This is a genomic window from Streptomyces sp. NPDC018964 (assembly GCF_044390325.1).
GTDB lineage: Bacteria > Actinomycetota > Actinomycetes > Streptomycetales > Streptomycetaceae > Streptomyces.
Genome location: NZ_JBIRYZ010000009.1, coordinates 13,256 through 39,436, shown reverse-complemented (window position 1 = coordinate 39,436; position 26,181 = coordinate 13,256). Strand labels below are relative to the sequence as shown.

Here is a 26,181-nt window from a genome sequence, read left to right as displayed (position 1 = left end):
CACCGCACGCGCGTTGGCCGTGACGACGCTGGTCTGGGCGCTCGTCGGCGCACCCGGCACGGCCGTGGCCGACTCCTGCGCGTACGCCTCGACGGGGCCGGGCGGCACGGAGGCGGTGGCGGTCGCGGGGCACGTCACCTGGACCGACCCCCCGGTCTGCTCACCGCCGCCACCGTCCCCCACGCCCACACCCACGCCCACGCCCACGCCCTCTCCGAAGCCTCCGCCCCCGCCCGAGCCCACACCGCCACCACCGCCACCGAAGCCGCGCCCGACCCCGCCCCCCGAGCCACCGCCCCCGCCGGCCCCCCGCCCGGCACCACCGGCCCCCCGCCCGACACCACCGGCCGCCCGTCCGGCGCCGGTTCCCACCCCGCCGCCGCGCCCGCGCCCCTCGCCGCCGCCGTCACCGGCTCCGGAACCGTCGGCCGCACCGGAGCCGCGTCCGTCCGTGACACCCGTGCACTACCCGCGGTACCGAGCGGCCCCGGCCCGGCGGCCCTCCGGCGGCGCCACGTCTCCGCTCACCTTCGTCCTGCTCATCACGACACCCGCCGTGGTCGCCGTCGCCGCGCTGCGTCCGCGCTGAGGCGCGGACCGATCCGACCCCTTCTGGAGGCACCTCTTGTCGGAATGGCTTGTTCTCACCCTCGCGATGCTCGCCGCCTGTGTCGTCGTGGTGGTCATCACCCTGGTACGGCACCGCAGGGCGGCCGACGACGAGGATCCCAGCGAGACCCCGGACGTCATCGAGTACATGACGATGTGGATCGGCGTGGTGTACGCCATCGTCCTGGGTCTCGCCATCGCCGGCGTCTGGGAGGGACGCAGCGCCGCCCAGGAGCACGTACGGACGGAGGCGGTGGCCCTGCACGAGATCACCGAGCGGGTACGGGTCTACCCCGCGGAGGTGCGTGACCGCATCCGGGACGATGTCAACGCCTATGTCGGACACGTCGTCACCACCGAGTGGCGGACCATGACCGACGAGGGCCGGGTCACCGAGCGCGGCACCGACCTGCTCGACCGGGTCCGCCGGGACGTCACCGACTACGAGCCGCGGACGGACTTCGAGGCGCAGGCCTACCAGCCGCTCGTGGACCAGGTGGCCGCCGCCGACGAGGCGCGCAGCGCGCGGGCCGAGTCGACCGGGGAGACCATGCCGGGCGTGGTGTGGTTCGGGCTGATCTCCGGGGCCGTCATCACCATCGGGATGATCTTCGCGCTGCAGATCCGGCGCACCACCCGGGAAATGGTCCTCGCCGGGCTGTTCTCCGCGCTGATCGCCTTCCTGCTCTTCCTCATCTGGGACTTCGACGCCCCCTACGGCCGGGGCCTCGCCGCGTCGACGGACCCGTTCCTGCGGCTCTTCCCGCACATCGAGGGCTGACGGCAGCCGTGGGGGAACAGAGCGCCGCCCCGGATCCCGCGGGATCCGGGGCGAGCGGCGTGCGAACCCGTGCGAAACGGCGGCCCGGAGGGGACAGCGGTTCAGATCCGCTTCTCGGCGCGGCGGCGCATCCAGAAGACACCGCTACCGACGACCGCGGCGGTCACCAGGGCCCCGCCGATGGCCATGTCGGTCGGGGTCGCCCCGATGGTGCTGCTGCCGCCGATGCCGCCGCGGACCCCGCCGATGACGGTGAAGGCGGCCGGCCGGGTCAGGCTCCGGCCGGAGCAGTGGACCGTGATGTCGTAGGGGCCGGGGCGGGCGTCGGCGTCGATGGTGGCGACGCCCTTGGAGGTGTCGTTGGCACCGCTGATGGGCGTCAGTTCCGTCCGGGGGAAGGCGTTGGAGGTCGCCGTGCCGCCGTTGGGGCAGCCGTCGACCGTGATGGTCAGCTGGCCGCCGCGGGCGATGACGCTGGGCAGGGCGACGATGTTGGACGGGCTGGGAACCCGGCCGGCGTCGGCGACCGCCGCCGGGGCGGCGACCCCGAGGACGGCGACCGCGGCACCGGCGGCCGCCAGGGCACGTGGATTGCGCATGTGATCCTCCGCGGAAGACGCCCCGGGTCCCGTTCCCGGTCGATCGGCGAGAAAGCGTCTCCCGGAAAGACCCTCAGTTGTCCTGCGCACGACCGCATTTCGGGAATGGTCCGTACCGGTGAGGCGAACCCCGCGCGGAAAACCGCGAGAGGGGATATCGCCGCAGGTCACGGACCGTCAGAAAATCTTCGTCCGGTACCTCCTCGGATGGCGCACCCGGCCGTGTCCGGGCCACCCGTTCGCCGCCGCCCCGTCGCCGGTCGCGCACGCGGCACTTAGCGTTTTCCTCATGCGCGAGTGGTACGGCGACGGCCGTGTCGAGAGGGGAAGGCGAATGTCTGCTTTCGAGCCGGCCGAAGCCGAATGGGAGGCACGGCGGAAGAAGCGCGCTCCCTGGGGGGTGATAGCACTGGTTCTACTCACCGGCCTCGCGCTCATCCGGAACGGTTCGGGGGAATTCGACGAGGGCCCGCCGCAGCCGGCCGCCGCGGCCGCCGCCGACAGCCGGATGCCCGCTCCCGCCACGGCCGCGGCGGTGGGACCGCTGCCGTACGCGGTCCCGGACCGGGTCCTGATCCCGGGGATCCAGGTGGACGCGCCCGTCATCCCGGTGGGCCTGGACGCGCAGGGCTGGGTGGACGCGCCGCCGCCCCAGGACCCCAATCTGGCGGGCTGGTTCACCGGCGCCGTCTCACCGGGCGAGAAGGGCACGGCGGTCGTCGTCGGCCACGTCGACAACGCGCAGGGACCTGCCGTGTTCTACGGGCTCGGGGCGCTGAAGAAGGGAAACCGCGTCGAGATCGTCCGCAAGGACGGGAAGACCGCCGTGTTCGAGATCTACGGCATCGAGGTCTTCGCGAAGAACAACTTCCCCGGCGACCGGGTCTACGCCTCCAAGGGGGCCGCGGAACTGCGGGTCATCACCTGCGGCGGCGGTTTCTCCCAGCAGACCGGCTACGACGGGAACGTGGTCGCCTTCGCCCGGCTGGCCGAGGTCCGCTGAGCGGGTCCCGCGTCCGGACGGGCCCCGCTCAGACGTACTGCCGGCGGGGCACGGTGACGTGGTACCCGGAGTCCAGCAGCCGGGGCAGATAGGCGCGCAGGGCCCGCACGCTCTGCGAGCGGTCGCCCCCGGCGTCGTGCGAGAGCACCACGACGCCGGGGGCGGCGCCGTCCTCCACCCGCTCGACGATGGTGCGGGTGCCGGGCTCGGTCCAGTCGAGGGTGTCCACCGTCCAGGCCAGCGATTCCATGCCCAGTTCGGCGCCGAGCTGGAAGGCGGCGCGGTTCCAGGCGCCGTAGGGCGCGCGGAACCACTCGGGGCGCTCGCCGCAGGCCTTCTCGACGACGTCGCTGGTGCGTTCCATCTCGGAGCGGATCCGGGCGCGCCGCAGCCGGGTGAGCAGGGGGTGGGTCCAGGTGTGGTTGCCGACCACGTGCCCTTCGTCGGCCATCCGGGCCAGCAGGTCCTGGTTGCCGACCGCCATCTCCCCGCACACGAAGAACATCGCCCGCACTCCGTACCGGGCCAGGGTGTCGAGGACGTGCGGGGTGTAGCGGGGGTCGGGTCCGTCGTCGAAGCTCAACACCATGGTGCGGCCGTCTCCGGGCACGCGCAGCAGCGGCGCGCGCCGTACCGGCGTCCTGCCGTGCGGGGCGCGCGGCGGGCCGTAGCCGGTCAGGGGCCTCAGCCGGTACTCGGAGGGCCTGAGCGGGCGGGCCGCCCGGGCGCCGGCGGCCGGCGGCGGCGTGGACGCGGCACGCTTCCCGACGCCCGGCGCGAACACCGCGGCCGCACCGGCGGCGCCCAGGGAGACGGCACCGGCGAGCAGGACCCGGCGCCGGATCGGCAACTGATCATTCCGCATGACTCATCAGTCGCCCCGCCGAGGACCGGCGCACCCCGGTGACACCGGTGTGGCGGCATGACTTCACCCGATCGGCGCGGTGCGGGACGACGGGCGCCGAGGGACGCGTAGAGGCCGGAACACCGGACTCCGATAGCCTCACTGCCGTGACGGAACAACAGTCCCATCGGTTCGAACGGGGCACGGACGGCCCGAAGGTGATCGTGGCCGGCGTGGACGGCTCCGACCCCTCGCTGCGCGCGGCGGCGTACGCCTCCGGTCTGGCCCGGCGCCAGGGCGCGCTGCTCGCCCTCGTGTACGTGCAGCCGGTGCTGGCCGCGGGAGCGGCGCTCGGCGCGCCGGTGGCGGACACGACCGAGGAGATAGCCGAGGACCTGGTGGCGCAGGTCAGGGACGCGATGGAGCGGGTCAAGGGCGTCTTCGACCTCCGCTGGGAGTTCCACACCTTCCGCGGCGACCCCTACAACGGACTGGTGAAGGCGGCCGACGACCTCAAGGCGGACGCCGTGGTGGTGGGCGCCTCGGAGCAGGCGGGACACCGGATCATCGGCTCGGTCGCGGTGCGGCTGGTGAAGGCCGGGCGGTGGCCGGTGACAGTGGTGCCGTAGTCCCGTACGGGTGTGCGCGCGGTGTCTTCCTCCGGGGGCGCTCCGGGGGCGTCGCGATCCCCCGTCGGTGTCGTCGGCGGCGCCGCCGCGCTGTCGTACGCGGAGTTCGCGGGCCTGGTCCCGCAGGCGGGTCGACGTCCGCGGCGGTGCGGTGCCTCCGCCGTCCTGGAGCGCGAGCACCCGCTCCCGCGGGAGGTCGGCGGCCTCACGGACGCCGAGGTGACGGCCCGTCCGCGGGTGCCGGGCGAGCCGCCGGCGGCGCTCGACCACGTCGGCCTCGGCTGACGGGCCTCACTCCCCCATCGCCAGCCCGTCCCGCGCCGCGCCCCGGCTCAGCACCACGTTCCGGATCCGGTCGCGCACGGACCGCACCTCGGCGCCCCGGGCGAGCGCCTGGTTGAGGTTGACGACCCGGCCCGCGTCCACGTCGAAGAACTGCGGGACGAACTCGGCCCGGATCACCTCCCAGCGCCCGCCGGGGCGCTTCGGCGGGGCGAAGGTGAAGCGGCCCAGGGTGGACTGGTTGCCGCGCGGGTCCTGGACACCCTCGTGGTCGGTCATCTCGCCGGCGATCTGGTCACCCGTGCCGTAGATCACCCAGGTGCCGTTGACCTTCTCGTAGGCCTGCGGGACATGGGCGTGGGTGCCGAGGATCAGGTCGATGTCGGGGCGGCCCCCGGTGGCCGAGGCGGTGAGCGAACGGGCGAGGGCGGTCTGCCGCTCGTCGGGGGCCTCCTGCCATTCGGTGCCCCAGTGCAGCGAGACCACGACGACGTCGGCTCCGGCCCGGCGGGCGGCCCGCGCGTCGTCGACGATCCGCGCCTCGTCGACGAGGTTGACGGCCCAGGGCTGGTCCGGCGGCAGCGGGAGGCCGTTGGTGTCGTGGGTGTAGGCGAGGTGGGCGACCCGCGCCGAGCCCGCGCGCAGCACGGTCGCCGTACGGGCCTCCTGTTCGGTGCGCGCCGAGCCGACGTGGCGCACACCGGCCCGGTCGAGGGCGTCCAGGGTGCGGCGGATGCCGTCCACGCCGTCGTCCAGGGAGTGGTCGGAGGCGGTGGAGCAGCCGTCGTAGCCGGTGGCGGCGAGGCCGCGGGCCACCTCGGGCGGGGACTTGAAGAAGGGGTGGCCGGTGTAGTCGCCGCCCACGCCGTACACGGTCTCCATGTGGCAGAGCGCCACATCGGCGGAGTCGACGACGGAGCGGACGCCGGAGAGCATCGGCCGGAAGTCGTACCCGGCGCCGCCCGCGTCGTAGCGGGCCCGTTCGATGATCGAGTCGTGGGGCAGCACGTCCCCCGAGGCGACCAGGGTGAAACCGCGGGGCCCCGCGACGGATGGGGCCGGAGGCCCCGGTCGCGGCGGCCGGTGGTCGCGGGCCTGGCAGGCGGCGCCCGCGGCGAGGACGACGGTCAGGACCAGGGCCACCCGCCGACTGCGTGTGATCATCACTCCACCCCGCTGTAGTCGTATTTATGGATGAACAGGTAAAAAGCCTCCTTGCGTCCGTCGTCGTTCCGACACGCCCTTTAGGCCGTCCGGCGTGCGCGAACACCCGCCCCGACCGTTCGTCGAACCGTTCGTCGACGCGATCGACCGTCCGCCGCACGCTCCTGTGCGCGCCCTGTCCCCGCGTCGCGCCGTGCGCTGGCATACGGCCATGACGGCCGGAATCACACTCATGAACGGGACGACCGCCGAGCACGAGCTCGCCGCACTGCAGCGCGAGCACGGCCGGCCCCTCTTCGCGCTGCTGCTCCGGCTCTGCGACGGGGACCGGCAGCGCGCGGAGGACCTGGTCCAGGAGACCCTGGTACGCGCGTGGCAGCACCCCGAGGCCCTGCGCGCCGAGAACTTCGACTCCGTACGGCCCTGGCTGCTCACCGTGGGACGGCGGCTCGCCATCGACGCGCGCCGGGCCCGGCAGGCCCGGCCGGCCGAGGTCGGGGACACCGTGCTGGAGAACGCCCGGGTGATCTCCGACCACGCCGAGCGGGCCGCGGCCGCGCTCGACGTCCGCGAGGCTGTGAAGACTCTCACTCCCGAGCACCGTGACGTCCTGGTGCTCGTGTACTTCCAGGGGGCGAGCGTGGCGGAAGCGGCGACGGCCCTCGGGATTCCGCCCGGTACCGTGAAGTCCCGCGCGTACTACGCCCTGCGTGCCCTGCGCCGGGTGCTCCCCGGATACGCCTCCGACATGCGGTGAAACCGAAGGCCGAGTCAAACCTTCGCAAAGCGCCTTGCCGGCCACCCCGGTTGAGTAATCGGCTGTCCTCATCCGTGTTCCGGACCGGGGGCCCGGGTTCGGGCGACGCGCACGCACCGGAGGAAGGCAGGAAGGGATGCTGCACAGAGGTCGAGAGAGCACGGACGGCACCGGCGACGGTGAACTGACCGTCCCCATGGCCTGGTTGTACGCCGAGTACATCGCCGACGAACTGCTGCGCAGCGGCGATCTGATGCCACCGACGTCCTTCGAGTTCCGCGCGGGGCGGGAGGCGCTGGCGCTGACCGTGTTCCTGTCCGACACCGACGGCGAGCTGTCCGGCATCCGGGTGGTCACCCAGCTGGAGACCTGGCTGTCGCTGACCGCGTACGACCAGCCGTGGCAGGAGTGGGTGCAGGAGCGCCTGCGGGAGCTGACCGCAAAGGCCGCCGCGGCCGGCCGGAACGCGCCGGACCCGGACCTGGAGCTGGCCCGGGAGGCCTGGCGCTGGCTGCGGGAGACGGAGCTGCTCGCGCCCGACCTGAACGCGGTGCCGGGCGGTGGCGCGGTGACCGGCGAGGACGAGGGACCCAAGGTGTGGACACCGGCGTGGCAGCTCGGGCTGCCGCTCGGTCACCTCGCCATCCATCTTTTCTAGGTTCTTCGCCGATCCGACCAATCCACGGACCGGTCGGCTCCGAATCCCTTGGTTACGATTCGGTACGCGGCTTGAGTGATTCGACCGCCTGGTGCGTACCGATGGGAGCAAGGAGTAACCCCACCCGCACCCAACGGCACGAGGATTCGGCATGAGGTCCCTGGAGAGGCATCGCGACGTCGGCGCCTATGCGCTCGGCGTGCTGGACGAGGCGGATGCGTTCCGCTTCGAGGACCACCTCATGGAGTGCCCTCAGTGCGCCGTCCAGGTCACCGAATTCGGCCCCGCGGCGCGCCAGTTGATGCTGTACCGGAGTTCCACCCCGCGGCTGGTGCACCCGCTGGCCGCGCCCGGCCCGAGGATGCTGGACCGGCTGCTGTCCCAGGTGGCGGCCCGCAGCCGCGCGGGGCGTCGCCGGCTGCTGCTGGCGCTGGCCGCCTCGGTGGTGGCCGCGGTGTCCGCGCCGGTCGTCGCGGTGACGGCGCGGGACGACGGCGGGAGCGCCGTGAGCGTCGCGGCGACCGACGAACGGTCCGGGGTGTGGGCGCAGGTGACCACCCAGGACGAGGCCTGGGGCAGCGTCGTGGAGATCGAGGTCAAGGACGGTGCCGGTCCTCGCACCTGCCGTCTGGTGGTGGTCGGCCGGGACGGCTCCGAGGAGACGGCGACCAGCTGGAGCGTGCCCCGTCACGACGCCCGCCCCCACACCGTGCTCGGCGGCTCCGCCCTGCATCCCGAGGACATCGCCCGCTACGAGGTGCGTACGGCGGAGGATGAGAACCTGGTGACGCTGAAGCTCCGGTGAGGCCCCACGGGCAGCACGGTGCGCGGCGCCCGCGCGGGCTCAGGCCGGGGTGGAGACCTTCGCCGGCACGAACTCGCCCCATACGCACTTGCCGCTGCCGCGCGCCTCCACGCCCCATGCGTCCGTGAGCGTCTCGATCAGGAACAGGCCCCGTCCGGAGACGCCCGACTCGCCCGCCTCCCGGCGGCGCGGCAGGGCGCTGGAGGAGTCCTCGACCTCCACCCGCACGCGCCGCTCACCGCCGTCGAGGACCCGCAGGGTGACGGTCGCGGAGCCCTCGGTGTGCATCAGCACGTTGGTGATCATCTCGTCGGCGACCAGCTCGATCTCGTCGGCCCGGTCCTCCGCGCCCCAGGAGCCCACCGCCGTGCGGATCATGCGCCGGGCCCCGGCGAGCGCCTCCGGGTCGCCGGGCGTCACCCGCTGCCTGAGCCGCCCGCCGGGCCGCGCGCCGTCCAGGGCACGGCGGCGCAGCAGGAGCAGCGCCACGTCGTCGCCGCCGCCGCGCTCCCCGGCCAGGTCGATGAGCCGGTCGGCGAGGGCGCGTACGTCGTCGGGGCCGGCGGCGACCAGCGCCGCGAGGTCCTCCATGCCGTCGTCGAGGTCGGCGCCGGGATGCTCGACCAGGCCGTCGGTGCACAGCAGCAGGGTGTCGCCCGGGTCGAGCTCCAAGGTGCCGACCGGGTAGTCGAGCCGCCCGAACTCCGCGGACAGGCCGAGCGGCAGCCCGCCGGGGACGGGAACGCGCCGGCAGGAGCCGTCGGTGCCGCGCACCAGCGGGTCGAGGTGGCCGGCCCGGACCACCTGGAGCACGCCGGTGGACAGGTCGGCCTCGGCGTAGAGGCAGGTCGCGGAGCGGTCGGTGTCGAGCTCGTCCAGGAAGACGGAGGCGCGGGCCATCACGGTGGCCGGCGGGTGCCCCTCGGCCGCGTAGGCGCGCAGCACGATGCGCAGCTGGCCCATGACAGCGGCGGCGTGCGTGTCGTGGCCCTGGACGTCGCCGATGACGGCGCCCACCCGGTCTCCCGGCAGCGGGATCAGGTCGTACCAGTCGCCGCCGATGTCCCGGCCGAAGGAGCCCCCGATGGTGGCGGCGCGGTAGCGCACGGCGAGGTCGGCGCCGGGCACGCTGGGAATGGTGCGCGGCAGCATGGCCTGCTGCAGCCCCTGGGCGAGGTCCATCTCCTGCTCGTAGAACATCGCGCGCTGCAGGCTCTGGGAGATGCTGCTGCCCAGGGCGACGAGGATGTTGCGCTCCTCGGCGGTGAAGCCGCGCCGGTCGCTGTAGAGCAGGCCCATCGCGCCGATGGGGCGGGCCTGGGCGATCAGCGGCAGGTAGGCCGCCGAGGTGATGTCCAGGCCGGTGAGGCCCTGCCACAGCCGCGGATAGCGTTCGGCGAACTCCTCCGGGGAGTCGATGAAGCACGGGCTGAGGGTGCGCACCGCCTCGCTCATCGGGTACGGCTCCTCGATCCCGGTGACCTCGGTGCCCGGTATGGAGCTGCCCTCGGGGCCCTCCGCGACGAGCCGGATCCTGCCCGCCTCGACCAGCCCCATCACGAGGCTGGCCGCACCCAGACGGGTGAGGCCGTGGGGGTCCTTGAGGACGTCGATGACGTCCTGCACGGTGCGGGCGTGGGCGAGGGCGGCGGTGGTGAGCTGGACGACGTTGGTCTGCCGGCGGCGGTCGTCCTCCTGGGCGGCCTGTTCGCGTCTGGCCTCGCTGTCGCCGAGCTCCTGGGTGGCGTCCCGGATGATGCCGATGATGCGGCGGGGCCGGCCGTTCTCGTCCCGGCGGATGTAGCCCTGGGTGTGGGTCCAGCGCAGGGAGCCGTCGCGGCGGCGGACGCGGAAGTAGGCGCCGTAGTTCTCGCTGCCCGCCTTCAGCGCCCGCGTCACCACGGTGTTCAGGCGCATGACCTCGCCCGAGGGGATCCGGCTCCCCAGGGACTCGGGCCGGTCGTCGTACTCGTCGGGGCGCAGGTCGAAGATCTCGTGCGCCTGGGCGTCCATCTGCATCACCCCGGCGTCCAGGTCCCAGTCGAAGCCGCCCATGCGGTTGAGCGCCAGGATCGGATCCGGATGGTCCGGCCAGTCGTCCGGGAGTGACGGGGGGCTCGCTCCCCGATCAGCCATGGGCCCACCTTGCCAGGATTCACACGATTCCTCGACCGCTGGGCGCCGTCCGCGCGCCGCTCGCCCGCGGGTCGCGCGGCCCGCCCGGTGGTATACGGGGAGTCGCGGACGTCCCGGTGGGACGAGGCAGGAGGGAGCGCGGCCGTGGAGTGGTTCACCGCATCCGAGTACTGGACGGGCCGGCTGGTCTTCCAGCGGGCGCTGGCCGGGCTGTACCTGGTCGCGTTCCTGACGGCGGCGCTGCAGTTCCGTGCGCTGATCGGGGAGCGGGGCATGCTGCCGGTGCCGCGTTTCGTGGAGCGGGTGCCGTTCAAGAGGTCGCCGAGCCTGTTCCACCGGCACTACTCGGACCGGTTCTTCGCGGGGTGCGCCTGGGCGGGCTGCGCGGTGTCGGCGGCGCTGCTGGCGGGGGTGGACTCGCTGCTTCCGCTGTGGGGCGGGATGCTGCTGTGGCTGGTGCCGTGGGTGCTGTACCTGTCGGTCGTCAACGTGGGGCAGACCTGGTACGCGTTCGGCTGGGAGTCGCTGCTCCTCGAGGTCGGGTTCCTGGCCGTGTTCCTCGGCAACGACGAGGTGGCGCCGCCGGTCGTGGTGCTGTTCCTGCTGCGGTGGGTCCTGTTCCGGGTGGAGTTCGGCGCGGGGCTGATCAAGATGCGCGGCGACGAGTGCTGGCGGAAGCTGACCTGTCTGGACCACCACCACGAGACCCAGCCGATGCCGGGGCCGCTGAGCTGGTTCTTCCACCACCTGCCGAAGCCGCTGCACCGTGCCGAGGTGGCCGCGAACCACGTCACCCAGCTCGTCGTGCCGTTCCTGCTGTTCGCCCCGCAGCCGGTGGCCTCGGTGGCCGCCTCGCTGATGATCGTCACCCAGCTCTGGCTGGTGCTGTCCGGCAACTTCGCGTGGCTGAACTGGATCACGATCGTGCTGGCCCTGCCGGCGGTCGCGTTCCCCTCCGGTCCGCCGGCGGTGTCCGGCGCGCCGCTGTGGTACGTGGTGGTCGTCCTCGCGGTGTCCGCGCTGCTGCTCGGCCTCTCCTACCGGCCGGTGCGCAACATGCTCTCCCGCCGCCAGGTGATGAACCGCTCCTTCGACCCGCTGCACCTGGTCAACACCTACGGGGCGTTCGGCAGCGTCAGCCGGATCCGGTACGAGGTGGTCGTGGAGGGGACGGCGGACGAGGTGCCCCGCAAGGACGCCGGCTGGCGGGAGTACGAGTTCAAGGGCAAGCCGGGTGACCCGCGGCGCTGGCCGCGGCAGTTCGCGCCGTACCATCTGCGGCTCGACTGGCTGATGTGGTTCGCCGCGCTGTCGCCCGCGTACGCGAGTCCGTGGTTCGGCGCGCTGGTGGAACGGCTGCTGGAGGGCGACCGGGACACGCTGAGGCTGCTGCGCCGCTCCCCGTTCCCTCCGGACGCGCCGCCCCGGCACATCCGCGCCCGCCTCTTCCGCTACCGCTACACGACGTGGCGGGAGCTGCGGGAGACGGGCGCGTGCTGGGAGCGGACGTACGTGCGGGAGTTCCTGCCGCCGACCCGGCTGACGGGGCCGGCTCAGAGGCCGTAGACGCGAGTGGCGGTGGTCTCGAAGAGCCGGCGGCGCTCGGTGGCGTCGAGGCTCCCGGTCAGCGCCCGCGCGGTGGCGAGGACGTCGCCGTACCCCGCCGCGAGGGTGCACACCGGCCAGTCCGAGCCGAACATCAGCCGGCCGGGCCCGAAGGCGTCCAGGACGACGTCGGCGTACGGGCGCAGGTCGTCGACGGTCCAGGAGTCCCGGTCGGCCTCGGTGACCAGGCCGGAGAGCTTGCACACCGTGTTGGGCAGCGCCGCCAGGGCACGGACGTCGGACGCCCAGGGTTCGAGCGCGCCCGAGGCGACGGGCGGCTTGCCCAGGTGGTCCAGGACGAAGGTGAGCCGGGGCGACGCGGCGGCCGCCGCCGCGCAGGCCGGCAGCTGGTGCGGCAGGACCACGAGGTCGTAGGCCAGGCCCGCGTCGGCCACGACGGCGAGTCCGCGCCGTACGTCCGGGCGCAGCAGCCATCCGGGGTCGGGTTCGCCCTGCACCTGGTGGCGGACGCCCTTCAGGTACCGCCCGCCGGGCAGCGCCCGCAGCCGGGCCAGCTCGTCGGCGACGTCAGGGCGGGTGAGGTCGGTCCAGCCGACGACCCCGGCGACCAGCTCGTGGGCCTCGGCGAGCGCCAGCAGTTCGGGGGTCTCCCCGGGGACCGTGACGGTCTGCACCAGGACGGTGCGGCCGACACCGGCCGCGCTCGCCTCGGGTGTGAGGTCGGACAGGCCGAAGTTCCGCCGCAGTGGCCGGAGTCCGGGGCCGGTGAGCCAGTCCTGGTCGCGGACGGACAGGTCCCAGACGTGGTGGTGCGCGTCGACGGTCACGGCAGCTCCTCCTCGGACGGCAGCAGGCCGGTGGCGCGCAGTTCCCGCCAGAGGGCGGCGGGCACCGGGGCCGCGAACCGGTCGGCGCAGTCGTGGACCTCGGCGGCCGAGCGGGCGCCGACCAGCACGCTCGCGACCGCCGGGTGGGCGGCGCAGTAGGCCAGGGCGGCGGCGCGCAGGGTGCTGCCGTGCCGCTCGGCGGCCTCCTTCAGCCGCAGGGCGCGGTCCAGCAGCCCGGCGGGGGCCGGAGCGTAGTCGTACGTCGCTCCCGGCCTGGGGTCCGCGAGCAGACCGGAGTTGAAGGCGCCGCCGACGACGACGGAGGTGCCGTGTTCCAGGGCGGCGGGCAGCAGGCCGGTCAGGGCGCTGTGGTCGAGCAGGGTGTGGCGGCCGGCGCACAGGACGACGTCGACGTCGGTGTCGCGGACGAAGCGGGTGAGCATCGCGGTCTGGTTCATGCCGGCGCCGATCGCCCCGACGACGCCCTCCGCGCGGAGCCTCTCCAGGGCCGGGTAGCCCTCGCGGAAGGCCTGTTCGGCGTGGTCGTCGGGGTCGTGGAGGTAGACGGTGTCGACCCGGTCCAGGCCGAGGCGTTCCAGGCTCGCCTCCAGGGTGCGGCGTACGCCGTCGGCGCTGAAGTCCCAGACGCGGCGGTGGGTGGCGGGGACGGCGAAGCCGTGGGCGAGGTCGTCGCCGCCGGCGTGGGAGGGTTCGAGGCGGCGGCCCACCTTCGTGGACACGGTGAACTCGTCGCGCGGATACTCGCGCAGGGCGGCGCCGAGACGGCGTTCGGCGAGGCCGAGGCCGTAGTGCGGGGCGGTGTCGAAGGAGCGGATGCCGCGCTGCCAGGCGGCCTGTACCGCCTCGTACGCCTCCTCCTCGCCGACCTCGGTGTACAGGTTGCCGATGCCGGAGGACCCGAAGGCCAGGGCGGTGACCTCGACGCGGCTGCGGCCGAGCCGTCGCCGGTTCACCGGCTCTCCGGGCGCGGCCGCAGTCCCTGCATGCCGCCGTCGACCGCGAGGGCCGTGCCGGTGGTCGCGCCGGACAGCGGGCTCGCCAGGTAGGCGATGGCACCGGCGACCTCGGCGGCCGAGACCAGGCGGCCGACGGGCTGGCGGGCCTCGAGGGCGGCGCGTTCGGCGGCCGGGTCGTCGGCCGCGTCCAGCAGCCGGCCGATCCAGGGAGTGTCGACGGTGCCCGGGTTGACGCAGTTGACGCGGATGCCCTCGCGGACGTGGTCGGCGGCCATGGCGAGGGTGAGGGAGTACACGGCGCCCTTGGTGGCGCTGTACAGGGCCCGCTGCGGCAGCCCGGCGGTGGCGGCGATGGAGCAGGTGTTGACGATCGCGGCGTGCGCGGAGGTGCGCAGGTGCGGCAGGCAGGCGCGGGCGGTGCGGACCATGCCGAGGACGTTGACGTCGAAGACGCGGTGCCACTCCTCGTCGGAGTTGGTCTCCACCGTTCCTCGAGCGCCGATGCCGGCGTTGTTGACCAGTATGTCGAGGCCGCCCAGGCCGTCGACGGCGGCGGCCACCGCCGCGCGCACCGAGGCGTCGTCGGTGACGTCGGCGCGGTGTCCGGTGAGGGGTTCGCCGACCGTCGAGGGGTCGAGATCGAGGACGGCCACGGTGGCGCCGCGCTCCGCGAGGAGGTCCGCCGTGGCCCGGCCGATGCCGGAGGCGCCACCGGTCACCAGGGCCGTCAGGCCCTCGAAGTCGCTCATGCGGTCCGCTCCTTCTCCTTGTGGGTGTCCGGGTCGGCTGCCCAGAAGCCGCCGTCGGGATAGGTGTAGCGCGCCAGGGACTCGGGCCGCATGGCGGCGGAGAAGCCGGGCGTGAGGGGTGCCGTGTAGTGGCCGTCGCGGATCACCACCGGGGCGAGGAAGTGGTCGTGCAGGTGATCGACGTACTCGATGACCCGGTCCTCGGTGGTGCCGGTCAGGGCCACGTAGTCGAACATCGACAGGTGCTGGACGAGTTCGCACAGGCCGACCCCGCCGGCGTGCGGGCAGACGGGGACGCCGTACTTGGCGGCGAGCAGCAGGATCGCCAGGTTCTCGGGGACCCCGCCGACGCGGGCCGCGTCGATCTGGACGATGTCGACGGCGCCGGCCTGGAGGAGCTGCTTGAAGACGATCCGGTTCTGCGCGTGCTCGCCGGTGGCCACCTTCACCGGGGCGACGGCGCGGCGGATCGCGGCGTGGCCGAGGATGTCGTCGGGGCTGGTGGGCTCCTCGATCCAGTACGGGTCGAACCCGGCGAGGGCCTTGGTCCAGCGGATCGCCTCGTCCACGTCCCAGCGCTGGTTGGCGTCGATCGCGATCCGCACGTCCGGTCCGACGGCCGCGCGGGCGGCCCGGCAGCGCCTCAGGTCGTCGTCGAGGTCGGCACCGACCTTGAGCTTGATCTGGCGGAAGCCGTCGGCGACCGCCTGTGCGGCGAGCCGGGTGAGTTTCCCGTCGTCGTAGCCGAGCCAGCCGGGCGAGGTGGTGTAGGCGGGGTAGCCGCGCTCCAGCAGCAGGGCGGTGCGCTCCTCGGCGCCCTCCCGGCCGCGGCGCAGGAGGGCGAGGGCCTCTTCGGGGGTGAGGGCGTCGGTGAGGTGGCGGAAGTCGATCTGGCGGACCAGCCAGGCGGGGTCGGCCTCGGCGAGCAGTCGCCACAGCGGCTTGTCCGCGCGTTTGGCGGCCAGGTCCCACAGGGCGTTGACGACGGCCCCGACCGCCATGTGCATCACGCCCTTCTCGGGTCCGAGCCAGCGCAGCTGGCTGTCGCCGGTCAGGGCGCGGTTCAGGACGGAGGGGTCGGCGCAGAGTTCGTCGGCGGAGCGTCCGACGAGGTGGCCGCGGAGCGCTTCGATCGCGGCGACCTGGACGTCGTTGCCCCGCCCGATGGTGAACGCGAACCCGTGCCCCTCGTGTCCGTCGGCGGCGTCGGTGCGCAGGACGACGTAGGCCGCCGAGTAGTCGGGGTCGGGGTTCATGGCGTCGGAGCCGTCGAGCTCGCGCGAGGTGGGGAACCGGATGTCGTAGGTGTCGACGGCGGTGATGCGGGCGGGTGGCAAGGGCACGGGGGACCTTTCGGCGGGCGACGGGGACGGTAGGGCGTCAGTCCGGGGCACGGCCGCATACTTATCAGACCACTTGGCGGGCGGAACAGTCCCGCGCGCGGATCTTTCGCTTTTCCGTCCCTGTTGGTCCGACCACTCTGGTCGTTAGACTGCGGCGGACCGGGTGAGTGGAGGAGTGGCGTGGAGGAGACGGCCCCGCGGAAGGGCACGGTGACGCAGCGCGCCATCGAGCGGATCACGACGATGATCCGCGAGGGCGAGCTGGAGCCCGGTGAGCGGTTGCCCACCGAGCGGGACCTCGCCGTCCGGCTGGGCATCTCCCGCAGTTCGATGCGGGAGGCGATCCGCGCGCTCACGGTGCTGGGCGTGGTCGAGGCCCGGCACGGCTCGGGCATCTACGTCACCCGGCTGGAGGCAGGGGACCTGCTGGAGACGTTCGGGGTGGTGGCCGATCTGTCCCGGGGGCCGCGCCTGGTCGAGCTGTTGGAGGTGCGCCGCGTCCTGGAGTCGACGGCGACCGCGCTGGCCGCCGCGCGGATCACCGCGGACCGGCTGGCCGAGGTCGAGAAGCACCTGGCGGCGATGAACGCCACCGACGATCCGGAGGAGATCCTCGCCCACGACCTGGCCTTCCACCGCGAGATCGCGGCGGCCGCCGGCAACGAGACGATGGCCGCGATGCTGGAGGGCCTGTCCTCGCGCACCTTCCGGGCGCGGGTCCGGCGCGGCCACCAGGAGGAGGGCGCCTTCGCCCGCACCCGGCGCGAACACGCAGCGATCCACCGTGCCCTGGCCGCCCGCGATCCGGAGGCGGCGCGGGCGGCGGCGGCCGCGCACGTGGGCGCGGTGGAGGAGTGGCTGCGCGCCCGGTTGCGGGACTGAGCCGGTCGGGCCCGCGTCAGCCACGGCGTCATCAGCCGGAAGGGGCGGGGACGTACGGTGATCCGGTCGCCGTCGAGCGGGGGCGCCCGGGTCTTCGCGGGCGGGCGTTCAGCAGGTCGGTCACCTCGGCCCCGGTGGCGGCGAAACCGGTGGTGGGCGTGGCGCGGGCCCGGGCACCGTGGGCCTCGTGGAAGCGGACGCCGACGTCGCCGCTGCCGTCGTCGGCCGGTTCGACCGCCGTGATCACGACCGCGTCCTGGTCGGCCGTCACCGGCGGGGCGACCTCGCCGGCTCCGGTGGGCCGCCGCTCGGGCAGATCGGTCCGCCGGCCCTCGCGCACCGCGTCGCCGATGGAGGCGCCCGGACCAGTTGGTGCTCCAGGGCGCGCCCACCTCGACGGGGACGTGCCACGCCGCGACCTCGAAGGGCACGGACTCGGGGTACACGGCGGGGCGGACACGTTCGTCGAGGAGGCGTCCGAGGCGGGCTTCGACCAGGGTGCGGTCGTCATGCGCGCGGGGCGCTCCCTGGGTGAGAACGGGTGGTCACCAGGGGTACCACTCCCCCGGCGCGCGCCCGTTCGAACGGGGCCGCCGCTCAGTGGGCGGTGCCGTGCCCGTGCTGGGCGCCGGCCCGCGCCTGGGCCTCGAGGCGGCGCTTGGCGTCGTCCCAGTCGATCGGCAGCCCGTCGACGGGCACCTCCCAGAAGGTGAACGTCGAGTCGCGCATCGTCGCGCGCAGGCCGGTCATGACGCTCTTGTGCGGTTCGGTCCGGGCGTAGGTGTGGAGCGCGTCCCGGCTCTCCCACGCGGACAGCGTGTAGAAGACCCTGCCGAACGGCCTGGCCTCCAGGGAGGCGCCGAGGGCGCCGGGCGCCTTGCGGACCTGGCCCCAGGCGGAGAGGGACTTCCAGAAGAAGCGGGGGACGTCCTTCAGCGACCGCACCTCGAAGCGGGAGGCCATGACGAAGGCGTGGGTGGTGTCGGGGCCCGCCGGGTGCGGCGTGACCCAGGGGAGAGTAGGCACGGTAGTCTCGCCTCCATGGTTGGGTAGTGACACTATCCAGACTAGACAGTGTCACTACCCAATTTCCAGAGGGAGAGTGGAAGAACATGAGAATCTCGGAACTCAGCCGCCGCAGCGGGGTGCCCAACGCGACGATCAAGTACTACCTGCGCGAGGGGCTGTTGCCGCCCGGCCGGGCCACCGCGGCGACCCAGGCCGAGTACGACGAGACCCACCTCAGAAGGCTCCGCCTGATCCGCGCGCTGACGGGGGTGCGGGGCCTGTCCGTCGCCTCGGCCAAGCAGGTCCTGGACGCCATGGCCGAACACCGGGCCGACCTGCACCGACTGCTCGGCATCGCCTTCGGCATCCGCCCGTCCGACGGCGGCACGCCGGACGCGGACTCCGCCGAGGGCGAGGGCGGGGCCCCCGCCGGGGCGAACCCCAAGGCCGCCGCCCTGGTCGACGCGATGGGCTGGACGGTCTCCGAGCACAACCCGGCCCGGCGGACCATCGACGAGACGTTGCGGACCCTGCGCTCACTGGACATCGCGTACGACTGGGAGGCGCTCCTCCCCTACGCCGAGCTCGCGGAACGGACGGCCCGGCACGACCTCGACCGCCTGGAGACGGTCACGGACCCGATGGAGAAGGCCGAACTGGCGGTGCTGCTGACCTTCCTGCTGGAACCGGCGCTGATGGCCCTGCGCCGACTCGCTCAGGAGAACGAATCGACCGCACGCCACGGCGGGTGCGGGCACGACTCGGCCTGACCGCAACGGCGTTGCGGCGATCGACCGCGAGGGCCTGAGGTCGGGCGGGTGACTGCCGGGTCGGCCGTGGGCCATTCACGTGAGGCGCTCCCGGCCTCGGTGTGAGGCCGGTGCGGGGCGCGCCCCCGCCCGCGCGAGGCCGTGGCCCGCCCCTCCTCTCCGTGTTCCCGTCCCACCGTGGAAACCGACACCGGAGACGAATCCAGCCATGTCCACAGCACAGCACGTCCAGTTGAACCACACCGCCGTCTACGCCAGTGACCGCCGGTACTCCGCCGAGTTCCTCGCCGGGATACTGGGACTGGAGGTCGGCGCCCCGTTCGGCCCGTTCCTCCCGGTCGACCTGGGCAACGGCGTGACCCTCGACTACTACGAGAAGCGGGACGAGCCGGTCCAGAGCCAGCACTACGCGTTCCTGGTGCCCGAGGAGCGGTTCGATGCCATGATCGCGCGCCTGGAGGCGGCCGGGGTCACCTACTACGCGGATCCCGGCCACACCGAGCCCGGCAGGGTCAACGGCCTGTTCGGCGGGCGCGGCGCCTACTTCGACGACCCGGACGGCCACAACATGGAGATCATGACCCGGCCCTACGTCCGGCCGTAGCGACGGGGGCGACCGCCCGTACGCGCCGTCAGTCGACGCTGGGCAGGATGTGGGGCTCGGCGAGGTCGTCCTCGTAGCCGGCGAGGCGGATCGGGGCCGACCGGGCCCACACGTCGAGACTGCCGAGCTTCTCCGGCCGGCGGGCGGTGCGCTCCACGCGTTCCTCGGGGCGCTGATCGCTCTTCGTCTGCTCCGGTGTCACCGCGCACTCCTTATATGTCGGTCACCCTCGGGACGTACCGCGTCGGCCCTGTGCCCGGCGCCCGACGTCCGCTCGGGCCTGAAGGGAAAACCGTTCGGACGCGGTGGCGCCGGCGACTCGGGGAAGAGCGGGCCGTGGTGAACCGGCTGGTCCCATGACGGACCGTGGGTGCGGGTGGAACCCTGAACTGCTGTCCGTCCGCATCAGAGTAACCAAATGAGCGGCCCCCCGCTCGATGGGGCTGTGAACCGACGGTAACAATCACGTGTCGGAGGGTGTCCACCGACCGGAATATGCCCCTATTTCCTGATGGACGCGACCGGCCGCAGTCACCCGTTCGACGTACACGGGTGTCGGCACTTCCGGCCGGTCCGTGTGGTCGGAGCGCAGTTCAGGTCCCGTTGGCCGGTACGCAAGCTCGTCATGGTCTGCTGCCGCACGGCAACGGCCTACTCCCGGGAGGACCGGCGCATGGAGCTGCGCACCGTCGAGGAGCTGATGGACCTGCTGTACGCGTGCCGGGGCACGCGGGACGTCCGGGGCCGCGGCGGCACCCCGGCCGACGCGCACGACCACGCACTGCGCACCGCCGCGCTGCTGCGCCGCGGCCGGCCCGCCGACAAGGAACTCCAGGTGGCGGGCCTGGTACGGCCCGTCGGCCGGCTGCTGCGGCCCGGCGAGCCGATGGCGGCGGACGACCGCACGGCGGACGCGATACGGACGCTGCTCGGCGAACGGGTGGCCGGCCTGGTCCTCCGGCACGCCCGGTACGACCTCCCGGCCGACGACGACCTCCTCGCCCTGCGCGCGGCGGACGAGGAGGCCCGCACCGCCTGCTTCGACGCCGGTGTCCTGGAGGACTGGCGCACCGTGCTGGAGCTGCTGGCGGCGCGCGACTCCCGGCTGGGCATGGTCGACTGACGGCCCCTCGGACCGTCACGGGTCACCAGCGGCCGGGCGCGTAGTCCTTCAGGAAGACGCCGTACAGGTCCTCGCCCGCCTCGCCGCGCACGATCGGGTCGTAGACGCGGGCGGCGCCGTCGACCAGGTCGAGCGGGGCGTGGAAACCGGCGTCGGCGAGGCGCAGCTTGTCGAAGTGGGGGCGCTCGTCGGTGATCCAGCCGGTGTCGACCGAGGTCATCAGGATGCGGTCGGTGTCGAACATCTCCTGCGCGCTGGTCCGCGTCACCATGTTCATGGCCGCCTTGGCGGCGTTGGTGTTGGGGTGGCCCGCGCCCTTGTAACCGCGGTCGAACACGCCTTCCATCGCGGAGACGTTGACGACGTAGGCGCGCCCGGCGGACGCCCGGCGCGCGGCCTCGGCCATCGCCGGCCGCAACTTGCTGATCAGGATGAACGGCGCCGTGTAGTTGCACAGCTGGGTCTCCAGCAGCTCCACCGGGGAGATCTGCTCGATGGTCTGCACCCAGGTGTTGGTGTCGACGACGTCGGGCAGCAGGCCGCCCGCGTCGATGGCGGTGCCCTCGCGGTGCCGGACCACGCTGGCGTTGCCCGCGACCAGGACGAGGTCGGCCACCTTCTGCGCGTCGAGTCCGCTGACGCCGACGGGCAGCGCGGCCAGTCCGTCGACCGCGCCGGAGTTGAAGGCGCCGATGACGTGGTGGGCGGGCAGCTCACCGGCGGGCAGCGGGGCGGCCTCGCCCTCGACGAGCGCGGCGTACGCGGACGGCAGCCGGCGTACGGTCTGGGTGGCGTTGTTGATCAGGATGTCGAGCGGTCCCTGCTCGGCGACCCGGTCGGCCAGCGCGACGGCCTGGGCGGGGTCGCGCAGGTCGATGCCGACGACCTCCAGGCGGTGCATCCACTCCGCGGAGTCGTCCATGGCCGTGAAGCGGCGGATGGCGTCCTTGGGGAAGCGCGTGGTGATCGTGGTGTGGGCGCCGTCGCGCAGCAGCCGCAGCGCGATGTACATGCCGATCTTGGCGCGTCCGCCGGTGAGCAGCGCCCGCTTGCCGGTGAGGTCGGCGCGGGCGTCGCGCCGGGTGCGGTTCTCGGCGGCGCACTTCGGGCAGAGCTGGTGGTAGAAGTAGTCGACCTCGGTGTAGCGGGTCTTGCAGGTGTAGCAGGAGCGGGGGCGCTGGAGTATCCCCGCGATCTTGCCGGGCTCGACCCGGGAGGACGGCAGGATGCCTTCGGTCTCGTCGTCGATGCGCTCGGCGGAGCCGGTGGCGGTGGCCTCGGTGACCGCCTTGTCGTGGGCGGTCTTGGCGGCCCGGCGCTCCTGGCGGCGGCGCTGCTTGACCGTGCGGTAGATGTGCGAGGTGGCCCGGCGGACCAGGATCGCGTCCGGGTGGTCGACGTCGAGCTCGTCGAGTTCCCGCAGCACGTCGAGGCAGACGGCCAGCCGTTCCGGGTCGATGCCGGGCCCGTGCGCCACCGCGTCCGTGGCCTCGGGGCCGTCCTGTGTCACCGTCATTGCCGCTGTCGTTCCCGCTCTTCTTCTCGCGGCGCTCCGTTCGCGCACGCTGTCGAACGGCGGATTTTACTTCAGCGCCGGGCCGCGGCGCCAAACCGCGTCCCTCAGCGGTCGCAGACGGCGGTCAGCGTCGTCACCTCCTCGGTCAGCGCGCGGACCAGGCGGTCGAGGTCGGGCACCGCGGCGCCGTCGGCGACCAGGCCGTAGTGGACGCGCCCCTTGTAGGTGGAGACCGCGACCGCGAGGGAGTGGCCGGGCGCCAGGGGCGCGAGCGGGAAGACGGCGCCGAGCGGGTCGCCGCCGAGCCTCAGGCCGAAGCCGGGCAGCGGCACGCTGGTGACCAGCACGTCGAACCAGAGCCGGGCCGCCTGGCCCAGCAGCGGTCCGCCGAGACGGTGGCCGAGCGGCGGAACGTGCTCGGCGAGCAGGGCGACGGCGCCCGCGCCCCGGTGCGGACCGGCGTCCTTGTTGCGGTCCATGGCGGTGCGCACCAGGGCGAGGCGGACGAGCGGGTCCCGCTGGTCGACGGGGAGCTGCAACAGGTACCCGGAGAGCCGGTTGCCCTGCGGGTGGGCGGTGCGCGGCCGGCGCCGGGAGACGGGGATGAGGGCGCGGGGCGCGACGCCCTCGCTGCCGTCGCCACGCTCGTCGAGCCAGCGGCGCAGGGCGCCCGCGACGACCGCGATCAGTACGTCGTTGACGGTGCCGCCGGCGCTCTTGCGGATCCGGTGCACGTCGTCGAGGTCGACGACCACGCCGGCGGTGCGGCGGGTGCCGCTGGGCGCGCAGGTCAGCGCGGGTGAGGAGCGCACGTCGAGGGTGGAGCGGGCGACGGCGGCGCCGATGTCGAGGGCCCGGCCCGCGTCGGCGAGGGCGTCCCGGACGAGACCGGGCACCTCGCGCACGTCCGGGAGGAGTCCGCGCGGCGGCCCGGCAGGGCGGGGCCGGGGCGCGGGAAGGTCCATCGGGTCCATCAGCGCGGCGGCGAGGGTGAGGGCGCGCAGCCCGTCGGCGAGGGCGTGGTGGAACTTGAACAGGACGGCGAAGGAGGTGCCGTCCTCCCCCGGCAGCACATGGGCCTCCCAGGGCGGCCGGGTGCGGTGCAGCGGGCGCCCCATGAGCCGGCCGGCCGCGGTGTGGAAGTCGGCGGCCGGGGGGTGCAGCCGGACGTGGTCGAGGGGGTCGAAGCCGGGGTCGGGTTCGCGGGTGGCGCCGCCGAAGGCGAGGGACCGGCGCAGGGCGGAGGCGAGCGGCTGCCGCAGCGCGGCGGCCAGGCGCTCGCCGGGCGCAGGCCAGGTGCGGCGCAGCGCCGACAGCGGCTGCCGCAGGGTGAGCGGCTGCCAGGTGTCGCGGATGCGCATCCGCAGTCCGGGCACGGCGGCGGCGCGGGCGGCCAGCAGATCCACCGCGTGGGCCGCCGCGGAGGGCGAGCCGGCGGAGAACACCCCGAGCGCCGCGAGGTGCATCGGGTGACCGGCGGACTCGATGTTCCAGAACGCCAGGTCGAGAGGGGCGAGCGGGTCTGCGGTCATGGGAGGGGCCTCGCGTCGACGACGGGAACGGATCAGCAGTCAATCGCTCCCGGACGATTACGGTCAAGTACGATCCGGCTACCTATAGTTAACATCGTGTGACGTCTTCGCCCCTTCCGCCGGTGCGGCGGAAGGGGCGGGACGGGAGTGACGGAGGGGGTTGGTGCGGTGCGATCACCGCCCCACGGGTGACGGACTCCACCCGGACGGGCGCGGCCCTCCGGAGGAACGGTTCATCGCGCGGCGCCCTCCACCGTCGGGCACCCCGCGGGCCGCGCCCGTGAGGCGTCCCGGATCAGGGCCTCGTGGGTGGCCTTCACCCGGGCCACGTCCGGCTTCATCACGCGCCGGTCGTAGGTGAGCAGGCCGTTGAGCTCGCCCTCGACGTCCGTGATCTGGGTGTAGACGGCACCGTTGCTGCCCCGGCACACCAGCGCGCGCACCTCGTCGAGCTTGGTGAGGTAGTCGTCGGTGTAGGTCGCCGGGTCGACGTCGACGTAACTCTGCTGTACGGACCAGGCGTGTCCGGGCACCGCGAGGCCGAGGCCGCCGTACTCGCCGCTGACCAGGGCGCGCTTGCCGTCCGGGCGGGGCGGGAGCGCCGGGCTGGGGTAGCCGTGCTCGTCCATGATGTCGCCGGCGTTCCCGTCGGCGCCGAGGTTGAGCCCGGACTGGTTGTTGACCAGCCGGCTGGGGTCCCAGGCCTTGGCCTGTTCGGCGATGCGGCCGATGTCGTACTGGCCCCAGCCCTCGTTGAAGGTGACCCACATGACGATGGACGGGCTGCTGATGTGCTCGTCGATCATCTGCTTCATCTCACGCTCGTAGCGGGCGCGGGCCTCGGTGCCCGGGTTCTTGCCCGCCGTCATGGCGGGCATGTCCTGCCACACCAGCAGGCCGAGCCGGTCGGCCCAGTAGAACCAGCGGTCCGGTTCGACCTTGATGTGCTTGCGCACGGAGTTGAAGCCGAGCTTCTTGTGCGCCTTCAGGTCGTGGGCGAGGGCCTCGTCGGTGGGCGCGGTGTGCAGTCCGTCGGGCCAGAAGCCCTGGTCGAGGGTGGCCATCAGAAAGACGGGCTCGCCGTTGAGGACCGTGCGCGGCACCCCGTCGACGTTCTCGACGGCGATGGAGCGCATCCCGAAGTAGCTGCCGACGCGGTCGGCGCCGACGGTGACCTTCAGCCGGTAGAGGAAGGGGTCGTCGGGTGACCACAGGCGCGGGTCGTGGATCCTCAGGGTGAGCGGCTCGCCGGTGCGGCCGGTGGCCGTGGCGACCTTGCGCCGTCCCTCGTACGCGGTCGCCCTGACCGGTACGCCGTCGCGGACGCCCTTCGCCTCCACGGTGAGCCGCTCGCCGGGCACGTCCGGGATCAGCTCGAGGGAGTCGACGTGGTCGCGGGCGACGGGCTCCATCCAGACGGTCTGCCAGATGCCGGAGCTGGGCGTGTACCAGATGCCGCTGGGGTCCAGGCGCTGCTTGCCGAGCGGCGGGTTCTCCCCGTCGGCGGCGTCGGTCGGGTCGTACACGCCGACGATGAGTTCCTGGGTGCGGCCGGGCTTGAGCGCGTCGGTGATGTCGGCGCTGAACTTGTCGTAGCCGCCCTCGTGGTCGGCGACCTTGACGCCGTTGACGTACACCTCGGAGCGCCAGTCGACGGCGCCGAAGTTGAGCCGCAGCCGCTTGCCGGAGCCGATGTGCCAGTCGCGGGGCACGGTGAAGGTGCGGCGGTACCACATGCGGTCCTCGTGCCGCTGGAGGCCGGAGAGCTGGGACTCCACCGGGTACGGGACGAGGATGCGCTCCTTGAGCGTCTTCCCGACGGGCGGCTGCTCGCCCTCCTCGGCGGCGGCGAACTGCCAGCGGCCGTTCAGATTGCGCCACCGCTCACGGGTGAGCTGCGGGCGCGGGTACTCGGGCAGGGCGTTGTCCGGGCCCACCTCGTCGGCCCACTGGGTGCTCAGTTCGTAGGTGGAGCGGTTGGGGCCGCTGCTCAGGAAGGCGTCCACGGGGTCGCCGTCGGCGGCGGTCAGGCCGCCCTGTCCGTCGTAGCGGATGTCGGCGCTGCCGCGGGCGGTGCCGGTCTTGTTGCCGACGACGGGCTCGGCGAGCGTGACGAGCAGCGCCTTGGGGTCGGCCGGGTCGGGCTTCGCCGACGTCACGGGCCAGTCGGCGCCGCCGATCACCGCGTCGAAGTGGTCGGTGAATCCGGCCGGGGGCGCGGCGAGCGGCCGGGGGAAGTCCAGCTTGAGGGTGCGGCCGGAGGCGAGGACGGTGGCGGCGAGGGCGCCGTCGTAGTCGAAGCCGTCGGGGAGGCGGAACGCGGACTGCGGTACGGGTTCCTTGGTGCCGCCGGGCTCGGTCCAGCGCAGGTGGAAGTTGGAGCCGCCGTAGTGCTCGAAGTACTCGACCTTGATGTCGTGGGCGCGGCCGGCGGTCAGTTCGACGGGTTCGGCGGTCTGTTCGCGGTCCCAGTCGTCGATCCAGTGGTCGATGGCGATCTCGCCGTCGATCCACAGGCGGAAGCCGTTGTCGGCGCTGACCGCGAAGGTGTGGGCACCGGTCCTCTCCGGCACGATCTTGCCGGTCCAGCGGACGCTGACGTCGTCCGACCGGCCGGTGGTGAGGTTCAGGCGCGGCTCCAGGTTGTCGAAGTCGAGGTCGGAGTCGAAGGCGGTGGCCTTGAGCTCGTGGAAGTCGAAGGCGCCGGGGGCGGACTGGGTGTAGTACTCGCCCTTCAGGCCGTGGATCTCCGCCGGGTCGTCCTCCGCGGCGGTCGCGGCCGGGCCGATGGCGGTGAGTCCGGTGACTCCCAGCGCGGCGGCCAGCAGAAGCGCCAATCGGTTTCTGAGTCGTCTGGTGCGCACGGAACCTCCGTCGGTGAGGAAGGAGACGGCTCGCTGCTCAGTACGTGTCTCTGGCTCTGCGTGTTCTGTTCTGTGTGCTGCACTCGTCAGTACAACGTTGTCAAAGAACAGTACTTGGCATAACAGCACGGATTCCGTCATTCGTCCAGGGAC

The 26,181-nt window shown here is 73.2% G+C and carries 26 protein-coding genes and 1 pseudogene; 13 read left to right on the top strand and 14 right to left on the bottom strand.

What is annotated here, in order from left to right; genetic code table 11:
• The first annotated feature begins 460 nt into the window (after positions 1 to 460).
• Together ACH5AO_RS17125 and ACH5AO_RS17120 are read left to right on the top strand one after the other, a co-directional pair.
• A complete protein-coding gene (locus tag ACH5AO_RS17125) occupies positions 461 to 589 on the top strand; it encodes a hypothetical protein (RefSeq protein WP_398925326.1) in 129 nt (42 codons plus the stop codon).
• Between the two features lie 36 nt (positions 590 to 625).
• Positions 626 to 1,390, top strand: a complete 765-nt coding sequence (locus ACH5AO_RS17120) for a DUF4239 domain-containing protein (RefSeq protein WP_398925324.1) — start codon at positions 626 to 628, stop codon at positions 1,388 to 1,390.
• 101 nt (positions 1,391 to 1,491) lie between these two features.
• Here the strand turns inward: ACH5AO_RS17120 and ACH5AO_RS17115 are convergent, their stop codons facing one another.
• Complete coding sequence (locus ACH5AO_RS17115; RefSeq protein ID WP_398790519.1) at positions 1,492 to 1,989, bottom strand: hypothetical protein; 498 nt, start codon at positions 1,987 to 1,989, stop codon at positions 1,492 to 1,494.
• A 334-nt stretch (positions 1,990 to 2,323) separates the two neighbouring features.
• Here ACH5AO_RS17115 and ACH5AO_RS17110 point away from each other — a divergent pair, with 334 nt between their 5' ends.
• The gene (locus ACH5AO_RS17110; RefSeq protein ID WP_398925322.1) at positions 2,324 to 2,992 is read left to right on the top strand and encodes a class F sortase; all 669 of its coding nucleotides are present in this window, start codon (positions 2,324 to 2,326) and stop codon (positions 2,990 to 2,992) included.
• Between the two features lie 28 nt (positions 2,993 to 3,020).
• On the opposite strand, the gene ACH5AO_RS17105 is transcribed toward ACH5AO_RS17110, so the two are convergent.
• Complete coding sequence (locus ACH5AO_RS17105) at positions 3,021 to 3,857, bottom strand: polysaccharide deacetylase family protein (protein ID WP_398925320.1); 837 nt, start codon at positions 3,855 to 3,857, stop codon at positions 3,021 to 3,023.
• A 146-nt stretch (positions 3,858 to 4,003) separates the two neighbouring features.
• Between ACH5AO_RS17105 and ACH5AO_RS17100 the strand changes: the two genes are divergently transcribed.
• Positions 4,004 to 4,465, top strand: coding sequence for a universal stress protein (locus tag ACH5AO_RS17100; protein ID WP_398925318.1), 462 nt, complete (start codon positions 4,004 to 4,006; stop codon positions 4,463 to 4,465).
• A 12-nt stretch (positions 4,466 to 4,477) separates the two neighbouring features.
• Complete coding sequence (locus ACH5AO_RS17095; protein WP_398925316.1) at positions 4,478 to 4,750, top strand: hypothetical protein; 273 nt, start codon at positions 4,478 to 4,480, stop codon at positions 4,748 to 4,750.
• 6 nt (positions 4,751 to 4,756) lie between these two features.
• Here ACH5AO_RS17095 and ACH5AO_RS17090 read toward each other — a convergent pair whose 3' ends face one another.
• On the bottom strand, positions 4,757 to 5,911 hold the full coding sequence (locus tag ACH5AO_RS17090; protein ID WP_398925314.1) for a CapA family protein: 1,155 nt from the start codon (positions 5,909 to 5,911) through the stop codon (positions 4,757 to 4,759).
• 211 nt (positions 5,912 to 6,122) lie between these two features.
• Between ACH5AO_RS17090 and ACH5AO_RS17085 the strand changes: the two genes are divergently transcribed.
• The 3 genes from ACH5AO_RS17085 to ACH5AO_RS17075 all read left to right on the top strand — a co-directional run bounded on the left by ACH5AO_RS17085 (position 6,123) and on the right by ACH5AO_RS17075 (position 8,131).
• Positions 6,123 to 6,668, top strand: coding sequence for a sigma-70 family RNA polymerase sigma factor (locus ACH5AO_RS17085; RefSeq protein WP_398925312.1), 546 nt, complete (start codon positions 6,123 to 6,125; stop codon positions 6,666 to 6,668).
• 136 nt (positions 6,669 to 6,804) lie between these two features.
• Positions 6,805 to 7,326 (top strand): hypothetical protein, encoded by a 522-nt coding sequence (locus tag ACH5AO_RS17080; RefSeq protein WP_398925310.1) that lies wholly within the window; start codon positions 6,805 to 6,807, stop codon positions 7,324 to 7,326.
• A 151-nt stretch (positions 7,327 to 7,477) separates the two neighbouring features.
• A complete protein-coding gene (locus ACH5AO_RS17075; RefSeq protein ID WP_398925308.1) occupies positions 7,478 to 8,131 on the top strand; it encodes a zf-HC2 domain-containing protein in 654 nt (217 codons plus the stop codon).
• 39 nt (positions 8,132 to 8,170) lie between these two features.
• Here the strand turns inward: ACH5AO_RS17075 and ACH5AO_RS17070 are convergent, their stop codons facing one another.
• Positions 8,171 to 10,267, bottom strand: a complete 2,097-nt coding sequence (locus ACH5AO_RS17070) for a SpoIIE family protein phosphatase (protein WP_398925306.1) — start codon at positions 10,265 to 10,267, stop codon at positions 8,171 to 8,173.
• A 144-nt stretch (positions 10,268 to 10,411) separates the two neighbouring features.
• On the opposite strand from ACH5AO_RS17070, the gene ACH5AO_RS17065 reads away from it, so the two are divergent.
• On the top strand, positions 10,412 to 11,833 hold the full coding sequence (locus ACH5AO_RS17065) for a lipase maturation factor family protein (RefSeq protein WP_398925304.1): 1,422 nt from the start codon (positions 10,412 to 10,414) through the stop codon (positions 11,831 to 11,833).
• Here ACH5AO_RS17065 and ACH5AO_RS17060 read toward each other — a convergent pair.
• The 4 genes from ACH5AO_RS17060 to ACH5AO_RS17045 are packed head-to-tail and all read right to left on the bottom strand — an operon-like array spanning position 11,821 to position 15,729.
• Entirely contained in the window at positions 11,821 to 12,660 is an 840-nt protein-coding gene (locus ACH5AO_RS17060; RefSeq protein WP_398925302.1) for an amidohydrolase family protein, read from the bottom strand. The genes ACH5AO_RS17065 and ACH5AO_RS17060 overlap by 13 nt on opposite strands.
• Positions 12,657 to 13,634, bottom strand: a complete 978-nt coding sequence (locus ACH5AO_RS17055) for an aldo/keto reductase (protein WP_398925300.1) — start codon at positions 13,632 to 13,634, stop codon at positions 12,657 to 12,659. Before ACH5AO_RS17055 ends, ACH5AO_RS17060 begins: the two co-directional genes overlap by 4 nt.
• The gene (locus tag ACH5AO_RS17050) at positions 13,631 to 14,386 is read right to left on the bottom strand and encodes an SDR family NAD(P)-dependent oxidoreductase (protein WP_398925298.1); all 756 of its coding nucleotides are present in this window, start codon (positions 14,384 to 14,386) and stop codon (positions 13,631 to 13,633) included. The genes ACH5AO_RS17055 and ACH5AO_RS17050 overlap by 4 nt, the downstream gene beginning before the upstream one ends.
• Positions 14,383 to 15,729 (bottom strand): enolase C-terminal domain-like protein, encoded by a 1,347-nt coding sequence (locus ACH5AO_RS17045; protein WP_398925296.1) that lies wholly within the window; start codon positions 15,727 to 15,729, stop codon positions 14,383 to 14,385. Before ACH5AO_RS17045 ends, ACH5AO_RS17050 begins: the two co-directional genes overlap by 4 nt.
• Before the next feature lie 180 nt (positions 15,730 to 15,909).
• Here ACH5AO_RS17045 and ACH5AO_RS17040 point away from each other — a divergent pair, with 180 nt between their 5' ends.
• Positions 15,910 to 16,611, top strand: a complete 702-nt coding sequence (locus tag ACH5AO_RS17040) for a FadR/GntR family transcriptional regulator (RefSeq protein WP_398925294.1) — start codon at positions 15,910 to 15,912, stop codon at positions 16,609 to 16,611.
• Between the two features lie 8 nt (positions 16,612 to 16,619).
• On the opposite strand, the pseudogene ACH5AO_RS17035 reads toward ACH5AO_RS17040, so the two are convergent.
• Both ACH5AO_RS17035 and ACH5AO_RS17030 read right to left on the bottom strand, forming a co-directional pair.
• A pseudogene (locus tag ACH5AO_RS17035) lies at positions 16,620 to 16,975 on the bottom strand (glycosyl hydrolase-related protein); the annotation flags it as partial.
• Between the two features lie 233 nt (positions 16,976 to 17,208).
• Positions 17,209 to 17,637 (bottom strand): DUF3291 domain-containing protein, encoded by a 429-nt coding sequence (locus ACH5AO_RS17030; RefSeq protein ID WP_398925292.1) that lies wholly within the window; start codon positions 17,635 to 17,637, stop codon positions 17,209 to 17,211.
• An 86-nt stretch (positions 17,638 to 17,723) separates the two neighbouring features.
• On the opposite strand from ACH5AO_RS17030, the gene ACH5AO_RS17025 reads away from it, so the two are divergent.
• Both ACH5AO_RS17025 and ACH5AO_RS17020 read left to right on the top strand, forming a co-directional pair.
• Positions 17,724 to 18,389, top strand: coding sequence for a MerR family transcriptional regulator (locus ACH5AO_RS17025; protein ID WP_398925290.1), 666 nt, complete (start codon positions 17,724 to 17,726; stop codon positions 18,387 to 18,389).
• 208 nt (positions 18,390 to 18,597) lie between these two features.
• Positions 18,598 to 18,993: a VOC family protein gene (locus tag ACH5AO_RS17020; protein WP_398925288.1), complete on the top strand. Its 396-nt coding sequence runs from the start codon at positions 18,598 to 18,600 to the stop codon at positions 18,991 to 18,993.
• A gap of 28 nt (positions 18,994 to 19,021) precedes the next feature.
• Here the strand turns inward: ACH5AO_RS17020 and ACH5AO_RS17015 are convergent, their stop codons facing one another.
• The gene (locus ACH5AO_RS17015) at positions 19,022 to 19,195 is read right to left on the bottom strand and encodes a hypothetical protein (RefSeq protein ID WP_398925286.1); all 174 of its coding nucleotides are present in this window, start codon (positions 19,193 to 19,195) and stop codon (positions 19,022 to 19,024) included.
• A gap of 471 nt (positions 19,196 to 19,666) precedes the next feature.
• On the opposite strand from ACH5AO_RS17015, the gene ACH5AO_RS17010 reads away from it, so the two are divergent.
• Positions 19,667 to 20,116, top strand: coding sequence for a hypothetical protein (locus ACH5AO_RS17010; RefSeq protein WP_398925284.1), 450 nt, complete (start codon positions 19,667 to 19,669; stop codon positions 20,114 to 20,116).
• A gap of 22 nt (positions 20,117 to 20,138) precedes the next feature.
• Here the strand turns inward: ACH5AO_RS17010 and ACH5AO_RS17005 are convergent, their stop codons facing one another.
• From ACH5AO_RS17005 to ACH5AO_RS16995, 3 genes are all read right to left on the bottom strand, one after another.
• Positions 20,139 to 21,632, bottom strand: coding sequence for an SDR family NAD(P)-dependent oxidoreductase (locus ACH5AO_RS17005; protein WP_398925282.1), 1,494 nt, complete (start codon positions 21,630 to 21,632; stop codon positions 20,139 to 20,141).
• A gap of 104 nt (positions 21,633 to 21,736) precedes the next feature.
• Positions 21,737 to 23,164, bottom strand: coding sequence for a wax ester/triacylglycerol synthase family O-acyltransferase (locus ACH5AO_RS17000; protein WP_398925280.1), 1,428 nt, complete (start codon positions 23,162 to 23,164; stop codon positions 21,737 to 21,739).
• A 233-nt stretch (positions 23,165 to 23,397) separates the two neighbouring features.
• Positions 23,398 to 26,028: a PA14 domain-containing protein gene (locus ACH5AO_RS16995; RefSeq protein WP_398925278.1), complete on the bottom strand. Its 2,631-nt coding sequence runs from the start codon at positions 26,026 to 26,028 to the stop codon at positions 23,398 to 23,400.
• Positions 26,029 to 26,181 lie beyond the last annotated feature (153 nt).